Source organism: Mesorhizobium ciceri WSM4083 (assembly GCF_000519305.1).
GTDB classification, from domain to species: Bacteria; Pseudomonadota; Alphaproteobacteria; order Rhizobiales; family Rhizobiaceae; genus Mesorhizobium; species Mesorhizobium ciceri_B.
The window spans coordinates 105,153-117,650 of sequence record NZ_JAFG01000005.1; the positions used below are offsets into that span (position 1 = coordinate 105,153).

The 12,498-nt window shown below is 58.7% G+C and carries 18 protein-coding genes; 2 read left to right on the forward strand and 16 right to left on the reverse strand.

Annotation, left to right across the window (positions count from 1 at the left end; all coding sequences use genetic code 11):
* Positions 1-62: 62 nt before the first annotated feature.
* Positions 63-1,364, forward strand: a complete 1,302-nt coding sequence (locus MESCI2_RS0110275; protein WP_032900620.1) for a hypothetical protein — start codon at positions 63-65, stop codon at positions 1,362-1,364.
* A 4-nt stretch (positions 1,365-1,368) separates the two neighbouring features.
* Here the strand turns inward: MESCI2_RS0110275 and MESCI2_RS0110280 are convergent, their stop codons facing one another.
* The 5 genes from MESCI2_RS0110280 to MESCI2_RS0110300 form a co-directional block, all read right to left on the reverse strand.
* Positions 1,369-1,692, reverse strand: a complete 324-nt coding sequence (locus tag MESCI2_RS0110280) for a hypothetical protein (protein ID WP_032900716.1) — start codon at positions 1,690-1,692, stop codon at positions 1,369-1,371.
* A gap of 193 nt (positions 1,693-1,885) precedes the next feature.
* Entirely contained in the window at positions 1,886-2,158 is a 273-nt protein-coding gene (locus MESCI2_RS0110285; RefSeq protein WP_027036512.1) for a hypothetical protein, read from the reverse strand.
* A complete protein-coding gene (locus tag MESCI2_RS0110290; protein WP_027036513.1) occupies positions 2,151-2,351 on the reverse strand; it encodes a hypothetical protein in 201 nt (66 codons plus the stop codon). The genes MESCI2_RS0110285 and MESCI2_RS0110290 overlap by 8 nt, the downstream gene beginning before the upstream one ends.
* A gap of 2 nt (positions 2,352-2,353) precedes the next feature.
* Positions 2,354-3,049, reverse strand: coding sequence for a glycoside hydrolase family 108 protein (locus tag MESCI2_RS0110295; protein WP_027036514.1), 696 nt, complete (start codon positions 3,047-3,049; stop codon positions 2,354-2,356).
* A 2-nt stretch (positions 3,050-3,051) separates the two neighbouring features.
* On the reverse strand, positions 3,052-4,263 hold the full coding sequence (locus MESCI2_RS0110300) for a hypothetical protein (RefSeq protein ID WP_027036515.1): 1,212 nt from the start codon (positions 4,261-4,263) through the stop codon (positions 3,052-3,054).
* 63 nt (positions 4,264-4,326) lie between these two features.
* Here MESCI2_RS0110300 and MESCI2_RS1000000138435 point away from each other — a divergent pair, with 63 nt between their 5' ends.
* The gene (locus MESCI2_RS1000000138435) at positions 4,327-4,761 is read left to right on the forward strand and encodes a hypothetical protein (protein WP_027036516.1); all 435 of its coding nucleotides are present in this window, start codon (positions 4,327-4,329) and stop codon (positions 4,759-4,761) included.
* Between the two features lie 563 nt (positions 4,762-5,324).
* Here the strand turns inward: MESCI2_RS1000000138435 and MESCI2_RS0110310 are convergent.
* From MESCI2_RS0110310 to MESCI2_RS0110355, 11 genes are all read right to left on the reverse strand, one after another.
* Positions 5,325-6,749, reverse strand: a complete 1,425-nt coding sequence (locus MESCI2_RS0110310; protein ID WP_027036517.1) for a hypothetical protein — start codon at positions 6,747-6,749, stop codon at positions 5,325-5,327.
* Entirely contained in the window at positions 6,727-7,203 is a 477-nt protein-coding gene (locus MESCI2_RS0110315; protein ID WP_027036518.1) for a hypothetical protein, read from the reverse strand. Before MESCI2_RS0110315 ends, MESCI2_RS0110310 begins: the two co-directional genes overlap by 23 nt.
* Entirely contained in the window at positions 7,187-7,597 is a 411-nt protein-coding gene (locus tag MESCI2_RS0110320; RefSeq protein ID WP_027036519.1) for a helix-turn-helix domain-containing protein, read from the reverse strand. The genes MESCI2_RS0110315 and MESCI2_RS0110320 overlap by 17 nt, the downstream gene beginning before the upstream one ends.
* The gene (locus tag MESCI2_RS01000000134605) at positions 7,598-8,665 is read right to left on the reverse strand and encodes a hypothetical protein (protein ID WP_050596540.1); all 1,068 of its coding nucleotides are present in this window, start codon (positions 8,663-8,665) and stop codon (positions 7,598-7,600) included.
* Between the two features lie 87 nt (positions 8,666-8,752).
* Positions 8,753-9,079: a hypothetical protein gene (locus tag MESCI2_RS0110330; RefSeq protein ID WP_027036520.1), complete on the reverse strand. Its 327-nt coding sequence runs from the start codon at positions 9,077-9,079 to the stop codon at positions 8,753-8,755.
* Positions 9,076-9,330 (reverse strand): DUF6074 family protein, encoded by a 255-nt coding sequence (locus MESCI2_RS1000000139265; RefSeq protein WP_430981663.1) that lies wholly within the window; start codon positions 9,328-9,330, stop codon positions 9,076-9,078. Before MESCI2_RS1000000139265 ends, MESCI2_RS0110330 begins: the two co-directional genes overlap by 4 nt.
* A gap of 76 nt (positions 9,331-9,406) precedes the next feature.
* Complete coding sequence (locus MESCI2_RS0110340) at positions 9,407-9,979, reverse strand: helix-turn-helix domain-containing protein (protein WP_027036522.1); 573 nt, start codon at positions 9,977-9,979, stop codon at positions 9,407-9,409.
* A complete protein-coding gene (locus tag MESCI2_RS1000000138440; RefSeq protein ID WP_197031539.1) occupies positions 9,979-10,161 on the reverse strand; it encodes a hypothetical protein in 183 nt (60 codons plus the stop codon). The genes MESCI2_RS0110340 and MESCI2_RS1000000138440 overlap by 1 nt, the downstream gene beginning before the upstream one ends.
* A complete protein-coding gene (locus tag MESCI2_RS0110345; RefSeq protein ID WP_027036523.1) occupies positions 10,158-10,505 on the reverse strand; it encodes a winged helix domain-containing protein in 348 nt (115 codons plus the stop codon). The genes MESCI2_RS1000000138440 and MESCI2_RS0110345 overlap by 4 nt, the downstream gene beginning before the upstream one ends.
* A gap of 79 nt (positions 10,506-10,584) precedes the next feature.
* Entirely contained in the window at positions 10,585-10,776 is a 192-nt protein-coding gene (locus tag MESCI2_RS1000000136710; protein WP_027036524.1) for a helix-turn-helix domain-containing protein, read from the reverse strand.
* 436 nt (positions 10,777-11,212) lie between these two features.
* Positions 11,213-12,430 (reverse strand): tyrosine-type recombinase/integrase, encoded by a 1,218-nt coding sequence (locus MESCI2_RS0110355; RefSeq protein ID WP_032900628.1) that lies wholly within the window; start codon positions 12,428-12,430, stop codon positions 11,213-11,215.
* Between the last annotated feature and the right edge of the window lie 68 nt (positions 12,431-12,498).

The following is a 12,498-nucleotide window of genomic DNA, read 5'->3' on the forward strand; positions in this document are numbered from 1 at the left end:
AGACGCAACTTGCGCGGAAGCGGTCTGGCCTTCAATATGCAGGCTACTACGCGGAGGGGACAATGGCTGACTATACATTCGACGTGCCAAGAGCACGCACCAGAGATATTTTCCGGTTCTTTGTTGAAGTCGGCCGATTGATGGGCGCGCCTAGTTTTAGCATAACAGAGATTGGGGCGCATGCCGCCACGACAGTCGCCATATCCGATGATACCGGCGTCACCGAGAACGACCTTTCAACATCTCAACTTTTCTCGGTATTTCAGGCGTCAGTCGGCGTGCAAAATATTGCCATTAGTTTGAGTCGGCCAGCCAGTGAAAAAGACGCACTTTCCGACCGAATTCACTTTAGCAACAACGAGTCCGACAAGCGCTTTGGTATTGAAAAAGTTCGCCGGATCAATGAGTTGATAAGTGAAACGTTCCTTCCGGGCTGGGAGCCGGTGGTTGGACTTTTCCACAACCAGAAGGCGTTCACGAACCTGATGAAATCTCATCAGTCACTCATTGGCCAGCTTCAGAGCACTACTGTGGGTATCACGGAGCAGTTGACCGCTGCCAGGCTTGCACTCGAAACCGAATTTACGGAAAGGCGCTCCTTGCTTGAGGGCGAGGTGCAATCACGGTCCGCTAAGCTCGACGAGGCTTCTGCTCAGCTGCAACGTGAAATAGCACACCGTGAGGAAGAACTCTTGCAGCGAACAAAGGAGCTCGACGACAGAGACCATATTCACGCGAGAAGGAAATTGAGGGAAGACATCACCAAGGGCATCGAGACCAGATTGGCCAATGCCATTGTTCCGATGCGAACCTCCATGATTGGTTGGGTGGTTTTCACAATCTCCGTAGGTGTCGCGGGTTTTCTCGGTTGGGTATCGGTCGCCAGCCTTGTTGAATATGTAGCTATCGTGCAAGCGGCAGCGGTTAAGTCGCTCAATCCGGTGTCCGAATTCACAATTCAGCAGGGCTGGTTTCTATTGGGTCGCGGTGCGGTCACAGGAGCACTCTCTGTTGCTTTCCTAGTGTATGCAATAACTTGGTTGAAGAGCATCTATCATGCTGACGTTCGCGCACAGCGGGAGCTTGAGCGGTATTCGATCGATCTGAATCGTGCGAGCTGGGCTGTTGAGACTATTATGGAAGCCAAGAAGGACGGAGGCACCATTCCAGACATCTTGGTCGCGGGCGTCTCACGTAATCTGTTTGACGGCGGAGCAGGCAAAGATTCTGGCACGTCATCTGATGGTCTCGGTTCGCTGCTAAGGGCCTCTGCCAAAGCGAAGATTTCAACGAACGGCGCCGAATTCGAGATCAATAGTCGAGGAGCGAATAGGCTAGCTAGGGAGTTGGAAGGCGAAGTCTAGCAGCTCACTCTTCGGTCGCCGGCTTGAACTTCCGCACGATCATCTCGAACAGGATATCTGAGATCCACATCGCGGAAACGCCGATCAAGAACGCCGCCGCAAGCGTCGTGGTGTCGTCGGCGGGATCGGGGATCGGCAGTCCTGTCGCTTTGAAATACGACACCACTGGCAATGTGAGGTAGGCCGCCGCCAGCGCGCCACAGACAGGCGAGGCCACCATCTCGCGCAGCTTGTACCGATGTCGTGACAGCGCCCGCAGAATGCCACCGGAGAGCCCGGCAACAAGCACGGGTGCCTTGATCCCCAGGAGGTCCAAGAAATCGTGCATCATGGCTTCCATCCACACCAATCAGCGCCCTTGGCGTTGAACGAGTTCAAGTCGTCGAGTTCGGCTCGGGTCATTACCTGAACGACGGCCAGCGACGGCCGGCGGGGCGTGTTGTGCTCGCACCAGACCTTGCGAGGGTCTTCGACTGGGGCCGCCGTTACGCATGCGGACAGAAGCATGAGAGCCGGAACCATCAGCGCTTTGCCCATTTGGTGGCCTCCGCTCGGGCTTGGTCGTCTGTCATGCCAGCGGCTTGCCGTTCGGCCGCTGTTGCCTCCCGGTTCATCTCGAGACTGTCCTGGGCGGCGGCGAGGTCTCTGGCCGCCTGCTTGGCCTTGTCTTGTTTGGCGCGGCGAATCCCACCGGCAACGAACAGGCTGACGCCACCGACGACAGCCGAGAGAATGGCCATGATGACCTTGTTGCCGATCACGGCACTGAACAGCCACACCAGCTGCTCAGACATTGGGCTTGTCCTTGACGTAGTAGCCGACGAGTCCGCCAACGACATAAGGTAGCGGCTCCCAAATCGCGGGGTCGGCAAAGTCTGGGAAGTTGTGCACGACAAGTGCTTTCACGATGCCGGCGGCAGACGCCGACACCATGGCCGCTGTCAGCTTATTCGTTGGCAACGCGCTGGGCTGGCGAACCGTTCGCATGGTCAGTTCCTCTTGAAAATGGCGCCGACAACCGCGAACAGCAGGCGCCACAGCCAGTTGCGTTCGACGGTCTTCGTTTCCGCAGTCTGGGTTGGCTCGGGGTAGACGATCTGCGGCGAAGCTGGCGGAACGGGAGCGGGTAGAGGCGCCGATGGAGCGATGACGGGTTGAACCGCGGCTTTCCCCTGCCCTGCCAAAATGAGCGACTGAGTGCGGACCGACTTCACCCGATCACTCCAACCGCGCCCAAAAGTGGCCCATGTCGGGAGCCGCTTCAGGAAGCTCAGGCGGGCATCACAGAGCACATCGATGACGACGCCCGCCGGCTTGCCGTTTGTGGCGGCGATGGTCGCTGGGCCTATGCGCCCGTCCTGCACCACACCGACAACAGCCTGAAGGTACTTCGCTGCCCGTGACGGGCCGGAATTTACCGCGAAGTCAAAGACGGCATAATCCACCCCATCAGGCAGTTCAGCGCCAAGCACCGCGTCCCAATAGAACCGGCGATAGACCGTCGCCACCTGGGCGTCGGTGATCTTGCGTAGATCCGCCTTTGTCGCGTTGGCCCTCACGTAGCGGCGGAAATTGGTGAGCGTCACGCCCTTCATGGTGGCGCCGCCGGGATCAGCCGGATTGTCCGACCAACCACCCTCCGATTTCAAAACGAGCGCGAGCGCGCGGGCGAAATTGCGGTCCACGGCTATGCCCTCCAGAACTTGACACGGGTGTAGACTTCAGTGCCGCCGAACCCAGCGGCGTCACCAAAGCCGTCGCTGCCTCGGCTGACCCCTACCCGATGCTCCAGCCGATAGACATGGCCGGCGACAACCGGGGCTCCACCTGAGCTGAAAGACACCGCACCATCATCCGAATTGCTGCTTGCGGCGTATCCACTGACAGTGCCGGCGGTGATGTCGAAGAGGCGCGTTTGATGGTTGTTGTTGTCGTCTTGCGTAGCCGGGGCGGACCACTCGCACCACCCGTCCACGCTGGGCGTAAAATTCGGGTCGGATAGGGTGACGAGGGACAGCGGGTCACGAACCTTCGTATTGAGCGTTCGGATAAGCCACGAACCGGATGCGCATGCCCCGCCGTTCGTGCCGGATGGCTTCTGATCTTCAATGACGACATCAGGAACGCCATTGCCGCCGCCCCATTCTGGAGCGGTCGCGCCGGCATTCATACGCAATGTCTGGCCAGCCGCTCCCTTGGCGAGCCTGGCCGGCAGCTTGGCGCCAGACAGGTAAAGGATATCGCCGGCTGCGGTCGATGCAGGCAGGGGCACAAAAATCTTGGTTGTGGCCCCGTCGCCAACGACAATTGCGTTGTCGTCAGTGTCCCACTGGATCCGCCCTTCTGTCGTCGGCGTGGGCGATGCACTCTGTTCAAGCACCAGAGCCGGCCCGGATATGGAGGTTCCTGCGGGGATAGTTACCGGCCCGCCGTTCGCCCGCTGATAGCCGACGCAAGCCCAGTTGCCGCTTCCCAGGGACCGGATCGTCATGACATCGCCGGCCGCCGTGGTGATGTTCGCCGCGCCAGGCAGGATCAGGCTGGTTGCGTTGTGGGTCAGCGTGAGAATGCCCGCGAAGGTCAGAACGCGCTCGGCGCCAGCCGCCACGGTGCCGAAGGCGGTGATCGCGACGGTTCCGGTGACCGTGACTGCGACACCCGTCGCATTGGCGAGATTGACGGTTGCCGCCGATGCCATGCTGGTGCCGGCGGCGTTGAAATTGTCGCTGCCGCCTACGGCCGTCGTGGCGCCCGAACCGCCAGCCGTCAGTGGCCTTGCCGCGTTGGCATCAGCAACAAGATCGGCGACAAGCGCGTTGTATTTCGCGCTTTCGATGGTGGTGTTTGGTGTTCCAGCGGTCCCCGGAGGGGCCGAATATACTCCACCAGCGCGCGGCATAGCTGCTCCAATCTAACGATCGAGGCATGATCGCCGCCGGGGGCGCGAAATGATAAGCCGCTTGTGGATAGTGAGCTTGATGCTAGGTTGCCAAATATTCAACCCGGCTCGAACTTGGGAATATTGGGGGACGCCACTTTGATCCGCATTTTGGTCACACTCGCCGCAGGAGTTTGCTTCGCATCTTCGGCTTCGGCCGGGCAGGACAACATCCACTTCCTGGCCGGGATGCCCGATGCCAAGTTAAACTTGGCCGCTAAAATGGCAGGCAACCTCAACGGCGTTATGCAACGGTGCCGGCTGAGACCTACAGAAGATGGGAAAGCTATCATTGCTGTCCCTGTGCTTTTGTACGACGGGATAGAAAAACACCTGACGCCTAATCCTCCTAAGTTCAAGAAGGCCATTCGCACATATGAAAGAGCTTACGCCATGGCGGTCCAAAGAGCGGGAAATTGCCAGACGGAGAAGGCCAAATACCCAGGTCTTTACCGGTAGAGAATGCGTATGAACCGCATATTGGTATTGGGCAGGATTTCCAGAACGCTTGTGATTGGTGCTCTTTGTGCCTGGCTCCCATCAACGGCTGAGGCGAGTTCCGGTTCTAAGGTTTTTCCCGAGGAATGTGCCCCTCTGAGGCAAGCAAACGAGTGGGTAAGTAATGCTCCATCGCTTCAAATGACATCTCAGTTTCAAAGATTTGGCGAAGAGCCGCAGTTGGCCATTGAGGAGTTAGTCTACACTTCGGATACGGTGTATACGCGAGATCATCCCTTCCGGCCTTGGCGCGCTCAAAAGCGACCTCTGACAAAGATGGACGCCGGATCGCTGGAACCTGACAATTGTCGTCGCCTTTACGAAGCCACGCTTGATGGGGCCAGAACCGTTGTCTTCCAATATGACAAGACCCTTGAGAAGGAAAAGCAGTGGTATCGCTGTAATATCTGGATCGAGACCCCAAATTATAGACCCCTCAAAGCGATCTGCGAGGGTCCATTTGAATGGACAAGACGCTGGTTCTATCGGTCTGACATTTCGGTTCCAATCGTGAACACCGATTTTTAGCGACTGTTCCGCCGCCGCCTCACCATCGCATCAACCGCCTCTTTGACCGTCTGGCCGCTGCGGATTGAGCCGTCTGGCATCGCCTGATAGGCGCCCTTGTCGCCTTCTGGCTTTACCACCGCAACGATTGCCTCACGCCATGCGAGGCCCAGATATCGGAACGCGGACGCGTAGTGTTCTGCCCAGTTCTTTACCGGCACGTCTCGGAAGCATTTCTTGTCGTCATCCCACTCGCGCCGGAAAGCCTTCAGGCCCTCGATGCCGTCCGCCACGCGCTCATTGTCAGCGAACCGGGCGAGCTTGATCGTCTGCCGGCCGGCGTTCACGCCATCTGCAAAGCTCGCAATGCCGACCATCTTCGGCTTGCGCCCATGGTCCTTCAGGGTTTGCAGCCGCGTGCGGGCCGTTCCCCACTGCGGGTGCAGGATATCGTGCGGAACGTAGTCGTTGCCCTTGTAGCCCTGGTCGTCGAGCCATTTGCACCAGTCGGCGAGGTCTTCGCTGTCGGGTAGGTAGAAATCGACGATGATGGGCGTACCGTCGATGACCTGAAAACACCAAATCGGATTGTTGGCCGCCTTGCCCAGATCCCAGACCGTATGAACCGGATAGGCCGGATGGACCGTGATCGGCCGACCAATGCGACCGTCCCGCTCAGCCTTGGCGACTTCGGCGCCCCAATACGATCCGACCAGCGCGCCCGCGAACGAGCAATAGAATTCCTGGTCTATCAGGAGGTCCGCAATCTCCTTGCCGAACAGGCCGGTATAGATCACCCGCTGCTCTTCAATGTCCTCTTCCGAAATCGCCTGTGTCGCGTCAACGCCCAGGACTTCGGTGAACCAGCCGCGCGGGTTCGACAGCGGATCAAAGGCGTTGCCCTTTGTCGCGTCCAGCATGCCCTTGGCGTGGTTGTTGCCGCGTGGCGTGGTTATAAACGAAGCCCAGCCGCCATTCTCAGCCAGGATCGGCGACAGGTACGCCCACGCCGCCGGCTTCGCCAAGGCCCATTCCGAAAAGGTGATTCCGACCGGTGGCGAACCAACCAGGCTGTTGAAGTTGTCGCTGCCAACAACCTGGAAAGTCGACCCGACCTTGAAGCGGACGAACATTTCGTTGTCGTTCATGTTCTCGATTAGAGGCTCTGGGAAGGCCTCGAACAGCCGGCGCTTGCCCGAGTGCGGGTTGATCGCGTTCCAGATCGCCTTGCGCGCCTGGGCGGCCTCCGGCAGCATGTGCCAATACGTGCCGGGGCGCTCGTGCGCCGACACCGCATGCATGTTGAGGTTGATCTCGTCCTTGCCCGCGCGGCGATGCCAGAACAGGAGCTGGCGCTTACACCCCTGCTCCCATGTGTCCCAAGCCTTCTTCTGATACCAGCGAGGCCGCCAGCCGGCGTTAGGTAGCTGGATTGTCGGCATTCGCCTGTGCTTCCTGATCCGCCAGCTTCAGCACCTGAACCACCAGCGGGCCGCCCTCGCCGTCTGTCAGCGCCACCTTGGCGCCGTACTTCTTCGGACGCATGCGCTCCGCAATCCATTTGCGCGTGTCGATGCGCAGCCGCGAGCGCTGGATGTTCTCGCTGTTGAGCTGTTCGGTGGTCGTTCCGTCGCCGTTGACCTTGGTCATGTAGTCGTTGCTGCTGTCGTCGGCGATATCCGGCATTTCGTCGACGTGGGTGTCTGCCTGGAGTTCCCGCGCGCGCGCGTACTGGTCAAAAAACGCCGCGCGGGCCGGATTGAGCAGCCAATTGAAGACAGTCGCTTTCGACGGCATGTCGTCGGCTTCACAGATCGAGCGCAGACTGTTCCCCTCTGCCAAGCTCTGGCAAATGGTGTCGGCTATCTCCTGGGTGAATTCACTTGGCCGCGCCATTGCCCGACTCCTTCAACCTGATCTGCACAAGCCGGACATTGATGCCGAGCTGTTTTGAAATCTGTCGGGCTGACATGCCCAGCGCCTTCATGTCGTTGATCGCTTTCCGCCTTTGGAGGGCGAGTAGCCGGCCCCGGTGTTTGAAGGGCCGCTTTGCCCTGACGTCACCCTTGTCTCGGGCTCGCTTCACGTACTGGACGACGGCACTGGGCGAAATGTCCAGACACTCGGCAATAGTCTCGTAGGTCGCTAGCTCCTGGTACATGTCCAACGCCTTGTTGCGGCGCCGGGTCACGATGTCGACGGCCTTGCCCCCTTTTTTATTGAAGCTGCTGAAGGCGTAGAATGGCAGAGACGCGCGGCGTTCCGATCGATGTTTCTGCGCGTTGCTCAATTAGATCATCTCCGAAGTCAGCGGGTCGAACACACCGATCGGTGTCTCGATGCTTGCGAGCGTCGCTTCGGGGAAAAGCGCGTTGGCGAAATGCGAGCCTTCGAAGGATTCCGCCCGGAGCAGCAACTGATTGCCTTCCCGCTTGATCACAAGCGACTGGAACGGTGAGGCGCCTTCCTGAAACCAGCGGTCGAGCAGGTTCAGATTGTAAGTTCGGAGAAAGCTTTGCGCGGTGGCAATGGTCGACGCCACATCCCGAAGCGACGACATCATCTTCAGCGCTTGGCCTCCGCGCGCCAGAATCTCGATTGCAGCGTCTTCGTCGTCGCTGCCTGGTTCCCAATTCGGGAGGGGAACCTCCATGCTGCTTATGAAGCTCTTCGCTTCCCGCAGGACGTTTTGAGGTGCGAAAGTCTTCTTCAGGAACAGGTAGCCATCGACACGGCCCAGCACTATGTCGTCAATGATCAACTGGCCTTTTTGGTCGCGTAGCCCGGTGTCGCGCCGGACGATCAAATCGCCTTGTCGCTTGGCCAGGTCGACATAGAGGAAGCCCGAGAAGCCGGGGGCCTGGGTGTCGATTTGCTCCCGGACGAAATGCAGGGCTGCCGCAACCGGCATCGCGCTTTCGATGAAATGTAGCAGCAATTCCCTCCGGTCGACCAGTCCAGCCCATACGGCGACGAGCTGACGGCAGCGTGCCTCTACCTTGAACCGCTCTTCAGCCTCGGCATACAACTCGCCGAAATGCTTGGACGCGCAGTTGTGCCCTATGAAACGCACCGCTAGCTCTTCAGGGAAATAGGCCATGCGCCCTACCTTAAATTGCGGGCTTGTCGGCGAGCAGATTGGGCAAGGCACCCATTCCTGTCCTTCGCGCCGCAGGATCGGAACCTTGATTTCCCCCGAGAGCAGCACGACCTTGCCATCCTTTGGCGGGTGCGTGGTTGAAACGTTCGGAAACGTTTCAGGGTAACCAGTTTCGTTGATGTGACCCAGCCATGTGGAGACGAAGACGTCGTCCGGCTGGATCGGGAATGCTGGAAAGGAAACAAGTGCTTTCGTCATTGAGGCACACCTTTCGAGGCTAGGTAGTCTTCGATGTTCACATGCCGGACAGGCGACGCCGGGCCGAACGTTCCGAGTTGAGACGTGTTAAAGGCCCGCTTGTCCGTTGATCTTCAGGCGGTTCTCAGCCTTGCGCTGCTTTTTCGCCTCCCGCTTTTCCTTGCGGCTGAGGTTCCCTGGAATTGCACCGGTATCCGCAAATTTCCGGATTGCTTTCGCCGGCCGTCGAGGCGCCGGTCCCGCAGAAAGGATCTTGGTGGATATCCAGTCAGCCCGCTTTTCTGCCGGGGATATGGGCGAGCCCTCCAGCCGATCAGCGGCCCGCCACGCTTCGGCATTCGTCGGGAATGGCCCCGCCAGTGTTGCCGCGCCGTCGACCACGACGAAGCCGTCTGCTGTCTCGATTACCGTCATGCTGCGTCGCCCTCATTGCGACGCGCGGCGCGCCGTAGCTCTTCCTGCACGGCGTCCGAAAATGTCTGCACCTCTGTCCTAATCGCGGCTTCAGTCAATCCGGCCCTGGTCAGTTGCCCGACGACGCCCGCGACAGTCTGGCGCCAATAGTGGTCAGCCGCACGGCCCCGGCGATCTAGGAGTAACTCAGCCGTCCGCCGAATTTTTCCGACCCGGCGACGCATAGGGAAGCAGATTACAACGCACGGCATGGTGAAGCCCTCCAAGAATAGGAGTTCGTGCAGAAAAATTTTCTGGACGGAGCGTTTTTCTGGTGAAAGGGCATCATCAAGCAGCCCTCTCGCGCGTGTAAGCACTAAGGGCTGAACTCTCGGAGCCCCTTTTGTCTTCTAACGTATGATCTAAGGTGTGATCATAAGGTATTAGGGTGGCTAGATGGTTATCCGCCAAGGTGGCCATTTGATTACCATCGGAGGTAACCACTTGATCACCTATGGGCAGCAAAGGTGACGGGATAGTCACTTTGTACAAGAGCTGCTGTTTTCTCTCGAACTGGTATTCATCCATCATGCTCAGAACGTCAACCGCCCACGAGAATTTCAGCAGATAGACCTGGGCTCGCCTTGCCGATCGGCCGATGATTGCTTGATGCTCAGGGGGGAGAACGCGCAGCGGGACGCACGAGAGCGCCCCGCCTTCCTTGAGTATGGCAATCCACTTGGAGACAGTCTCAGGCGCCGCCCCTAGCTGCTGTGAGAGCGTTTCCCTGGTCGGGTAGGCGCAATGGACCTTGTCGTTATAGAGATCCACCAAAGCGCCAGCTACGCGCTGCGCGCCGGGAGAATCGCGAAAACCCTGGAAGTAGCGGCAGGCCTTGCCCCAATCGTATTTGCTCACCATCAGTGCGCCCTCGCCCGGATCAGCGCTGCTTGCCGGCAGGCCTCGACCGCGTCTTTGAGAGGTAGGGAGAATCGTTCCTGCAATTGAGGAATGACCGCTTTGGTTCGATCCGGTGACCCGGGAGCAAGCCAAGTGGCTGCAAGGTCGACTTGGCTTTGAGTATTGCCGATGTCGGCGCTCATGCAGCCGACGCCATGTCTTCGAGGATCGTGACTTCGGTTTCGAGCCGGTACAACGCATGTGTGCCGGGATACTGGCCGCCGTGGCTTGCATGCTCCGTCGAGACGATGAAGCCCTCCCGCCGCAGCAGAAAAATGTAGTGCGCGACACGGACGCCGGTTGGCAGATCCAACGGCGAGACACCACGTTTCCCGGCTTCAACGAGTTTCGTCATCATCCATGCGGCCCTGCCTTCAAGGCGCTTGGTATAGCCATCCGGCTCGACGCGCACCGTGACAGTGGACTTCTTCGGCGGCAGCACCGGATTTGATTTTGCCTGGGAGGCATGCCCTGCTATGTCATTCATGGTCTGCTTCCATTCGTAATCTTGAAGGGGTTGTGAAAAACTATCGGGATCAGATCGGCGTGAGTGGTCTGCAAACCGCTCACGCTTCCTTCTTTCCTTCGGGAAGGCTATCGAGCCAAGCTTCCGCATCTACCCTGCGGATCAGGGTCTTCCTGCCGGCCTTCTTGTAAGGTATGCGGCCGGCCCGCATTTCCTCGTAAAGCAGTGAGCGACCTACACCGAAGGCGGCACAAAATCCCGCCACGGTAAAAGCGTTTGGACTTACTTCCATTTGCATTTCCTTTCTTTGGTTACGCGTCAAAACACGCCCGCGATTTCGTACGGATTATAGCGGAATGCGGACTCGCCGTGCGACCCCTAAAATCGGTTATCCCTCGACATTTTATTGTGTTTGTATTCCAGAGGGTTAGGCGATGTTTATCCACAGGTTGTCCACACAGACGTTCGGCATTCGTTCCCGATCAGCCAAAGGCCGATCGAGAGCCATTAAAGGAGCCGCTGGTTTCTCTGGATTTCAGAAGGACAGAAAAACAGCAGGGCGCGAGCCTCTTGGGAGAGGCTTTTGCAAGTGTGGCCAAGCTAACTAAGCAGGGCCAGGTCCCTCAAAACTGATTTTTCCGAGTGTCAACAGAACACGTTATGAATCTCGTTGATTTGCAGGCGCAAGTCAACAACTGCCAACGCAAGCCAGTGGAATTACCACCGCTTTACGCAACAACCCGTAGATTTCCTTTCGAGGCGGTTGCGTTCACGAAGTTTGCCCAAGCAGACATTAGCTTGCGGCGCTTCTCCAGCGCATCCGACCGACGATAGGCATTCTCGACAGCGTCGCCGACCTTGTGGGCGAGCGCGGCTTCAGCAACTTCGCGTGGAAAACTGGTCTCGTCCCCTGCCCAATCTCGGAAAGCCGAGCGGAAGCCGTGCGGCGTGTATTGCCCGACTTCCATTCGCCGCATTTGCATCGTCATCGCCATGACCGACAGCGGCGTATCAACCGGCCGCTTGCTCTCCCCTGGGAAGACATAGTCCGACACGCGCGTATCGTAGAGCGGCGTCAGGATAGCCAGGGCGGCATCGGCCAGCGGCACCCTATGAAGGACGCCGGCCTTCATGCGATCAGCCGGCACAGTCCAGACCTTTTCGTCCAGATCGAATTCGGGCCACTTGGCGCCTAGGACTTCGCCCGAGCGCGCAGCCGTCAGGATGAGGAAGTCCATCGCCTTCGCTGACATAGCCTCAGAGGCCCGCAGACGCTTCACAAACGCCGGTACGTCCGCGTATGGCATCGCTGCATGATGTCCGCGCGACAGTTTCTTGCCCTTCGCCAGGAGGTGTTGCAGATGCCCGCGCCACAGGGCTGGATTTTCTCCCGATCGATGCCCACCGGCCTTTGCGGCGTCCAGTACGCGTTCAATCCGGCCGCGCAGACGCTGCGCCGTTTCCGGCTTCTCGAACCAGATCGGCTTCAGGATCTCCAAAATGTCGGCCGTGTCCACCTCGTCCACCGGCTTCTTGCGGATCGATTTGCAGTAGGCATCGCCCAGGGTCATTTCCCATTGTGCCTTGTGCTTGGCGTTGCGCCAACCCTTCCCGACAGCAGCGATCAGGTCTTCGGCACACTTTGCGAATGTCGGTTTTTCGGTCTTGGATTCCGTGTCGATCGGATCGAGGCCGCGACGCAGGCGGTCCCGGCAGTCGGTGGCGGCAATGCGCGCATCCTTCAGAGAGACGGAAGGGTAAGAGCCGAGGCCGACTTCCTTCCATTGACGGCCCTTTCCAGAGCCCTTGAAGTGGACGAAGGTCCAGGACTTGGTGCCTTCCTTCTTTGCCAACAGATAGAGCCCGCCGCCGTCGCTATGGCGCCCTGCCTTCAGGCCTTTAGCCCGGATGGTGGTTTCGGCCAGCAAGTTGAGTGAGCGAACCATTCCCTGCAACTCCGTTCCTAACTTCGATGCACGATGTTAGCGGATTTGACCGGACGACTGCAAACGCA

Bases quoted from the DNA above. Each gene is read 5' to 3' on its own strand.
- MESCI2_RS0110330 (WP_027036520.1), bottom strand. From the start codon at position 9,079: ATGACGGTAATCGAGACAGCAGACGGCTTCGTCGTGGTCGACGGCGCG.
- MESCI2_RS0110310 (WP_027036517.1), bottom strand. From the start codon at position 6,749: ATGCCGACAATCCAGCTACCTAACGCCGGCTGGCGGCCTCGCTGGTAT.
- MESCI2_RS0110275 (WP_032900620.1), top strand. From the start codon at position 63: ATGGCTGACTATACATTCGACGTGCCAAGAGCACGCACCAGAGATATT.
- MESCI2_RS1000000136710 (WP_027036524.1), bottom strand. From the start codon at position 10,776: ATGGAAGTAAGTCCAAACGCTTTTACCGTGGCGGGATTTTGTGCCGCC.
- MESCI2_RS01000000134605 (WP_050596540.1), bottom strand. From the start codon at position 8,665: ATGACGAAAGCACTTGTTTCCTTTCCAGCATTCCCGATCCAGCCGGAC.
- MESCI2_RS0110315 (WP_027036518.1), bottom strand. From the start codon at position 7,203: ATGGCGCGGCCAAGTGAATTCACCCAGGAGATAGCCGACACCATTTGC.
- MESCI2_RS0110355 (WP_032900628.1), bottom strand. From the start codon at position 12,430: ATGGTTCGCTCACTCAACTTGCTGGCCGAAACCACCATCCGGGCTAAA.
- MESCI2_RS0110300 (WP_027036515.1), bottom strand. From the start codon at position 4,263: ATGCCGCGCGCTGGTGGAGTATATTCGGCCCCTCCGGGGACCGCTGGA.
- MESCI2_RS0110345 (WP_027036523.1), bottom strand. From the start codon at position 10,505: ATGAATGACATAGCAGGGCATGCCTCCCAGGCAAAATCAAATCCGGTG.
- MESCI2_RS0110280 (WP_032900716.1), bottom strand. From the start codon at position 1,692: ATGCACGATTTCTTGGACCTCCTGGGGATCAAGGCACCCGTGCTTGTT.
- MESCI2_RS1000000139265 (WP_430981663.1), bottom strand. From the start codon at position 9,330: ATGCCGTGCGTTGTAATCTGCTTCCCTATGCGTCGCCGGGTCGGAAAA.
- MESCI2_RS0110285 (WP_027036512.1), bottom strand. From the start codon at position 2,158: ATGTCTGAGCAGCTGGTGTGGCTGTTCAGTGCCGTGATCGGCAACAAG.
- MESCI2_RS0110290 (WP_027036513.1), bottom strand. From the start codon at position 2,351: ATGCGAACGGTTCGCCAGCCCAGCGCGTTGCCAACGAATAAGCTGACA.
- MESCI2_RS1000000138440 (WP_197031539.1), bottom strand. From the start codon at position 10,161: ATGAGCGCCGACATCGGCAATACTCAAAGCCAAGTCGACCTTGCAGCC.
- MESCI2_RS0110340 (WP_027036522.1), bottom strand. From the start codon at position 9,979: ATGGTGAGCAAATACGATTGGGGCAAGGCCTGCCGCTACTTCCAGGGT.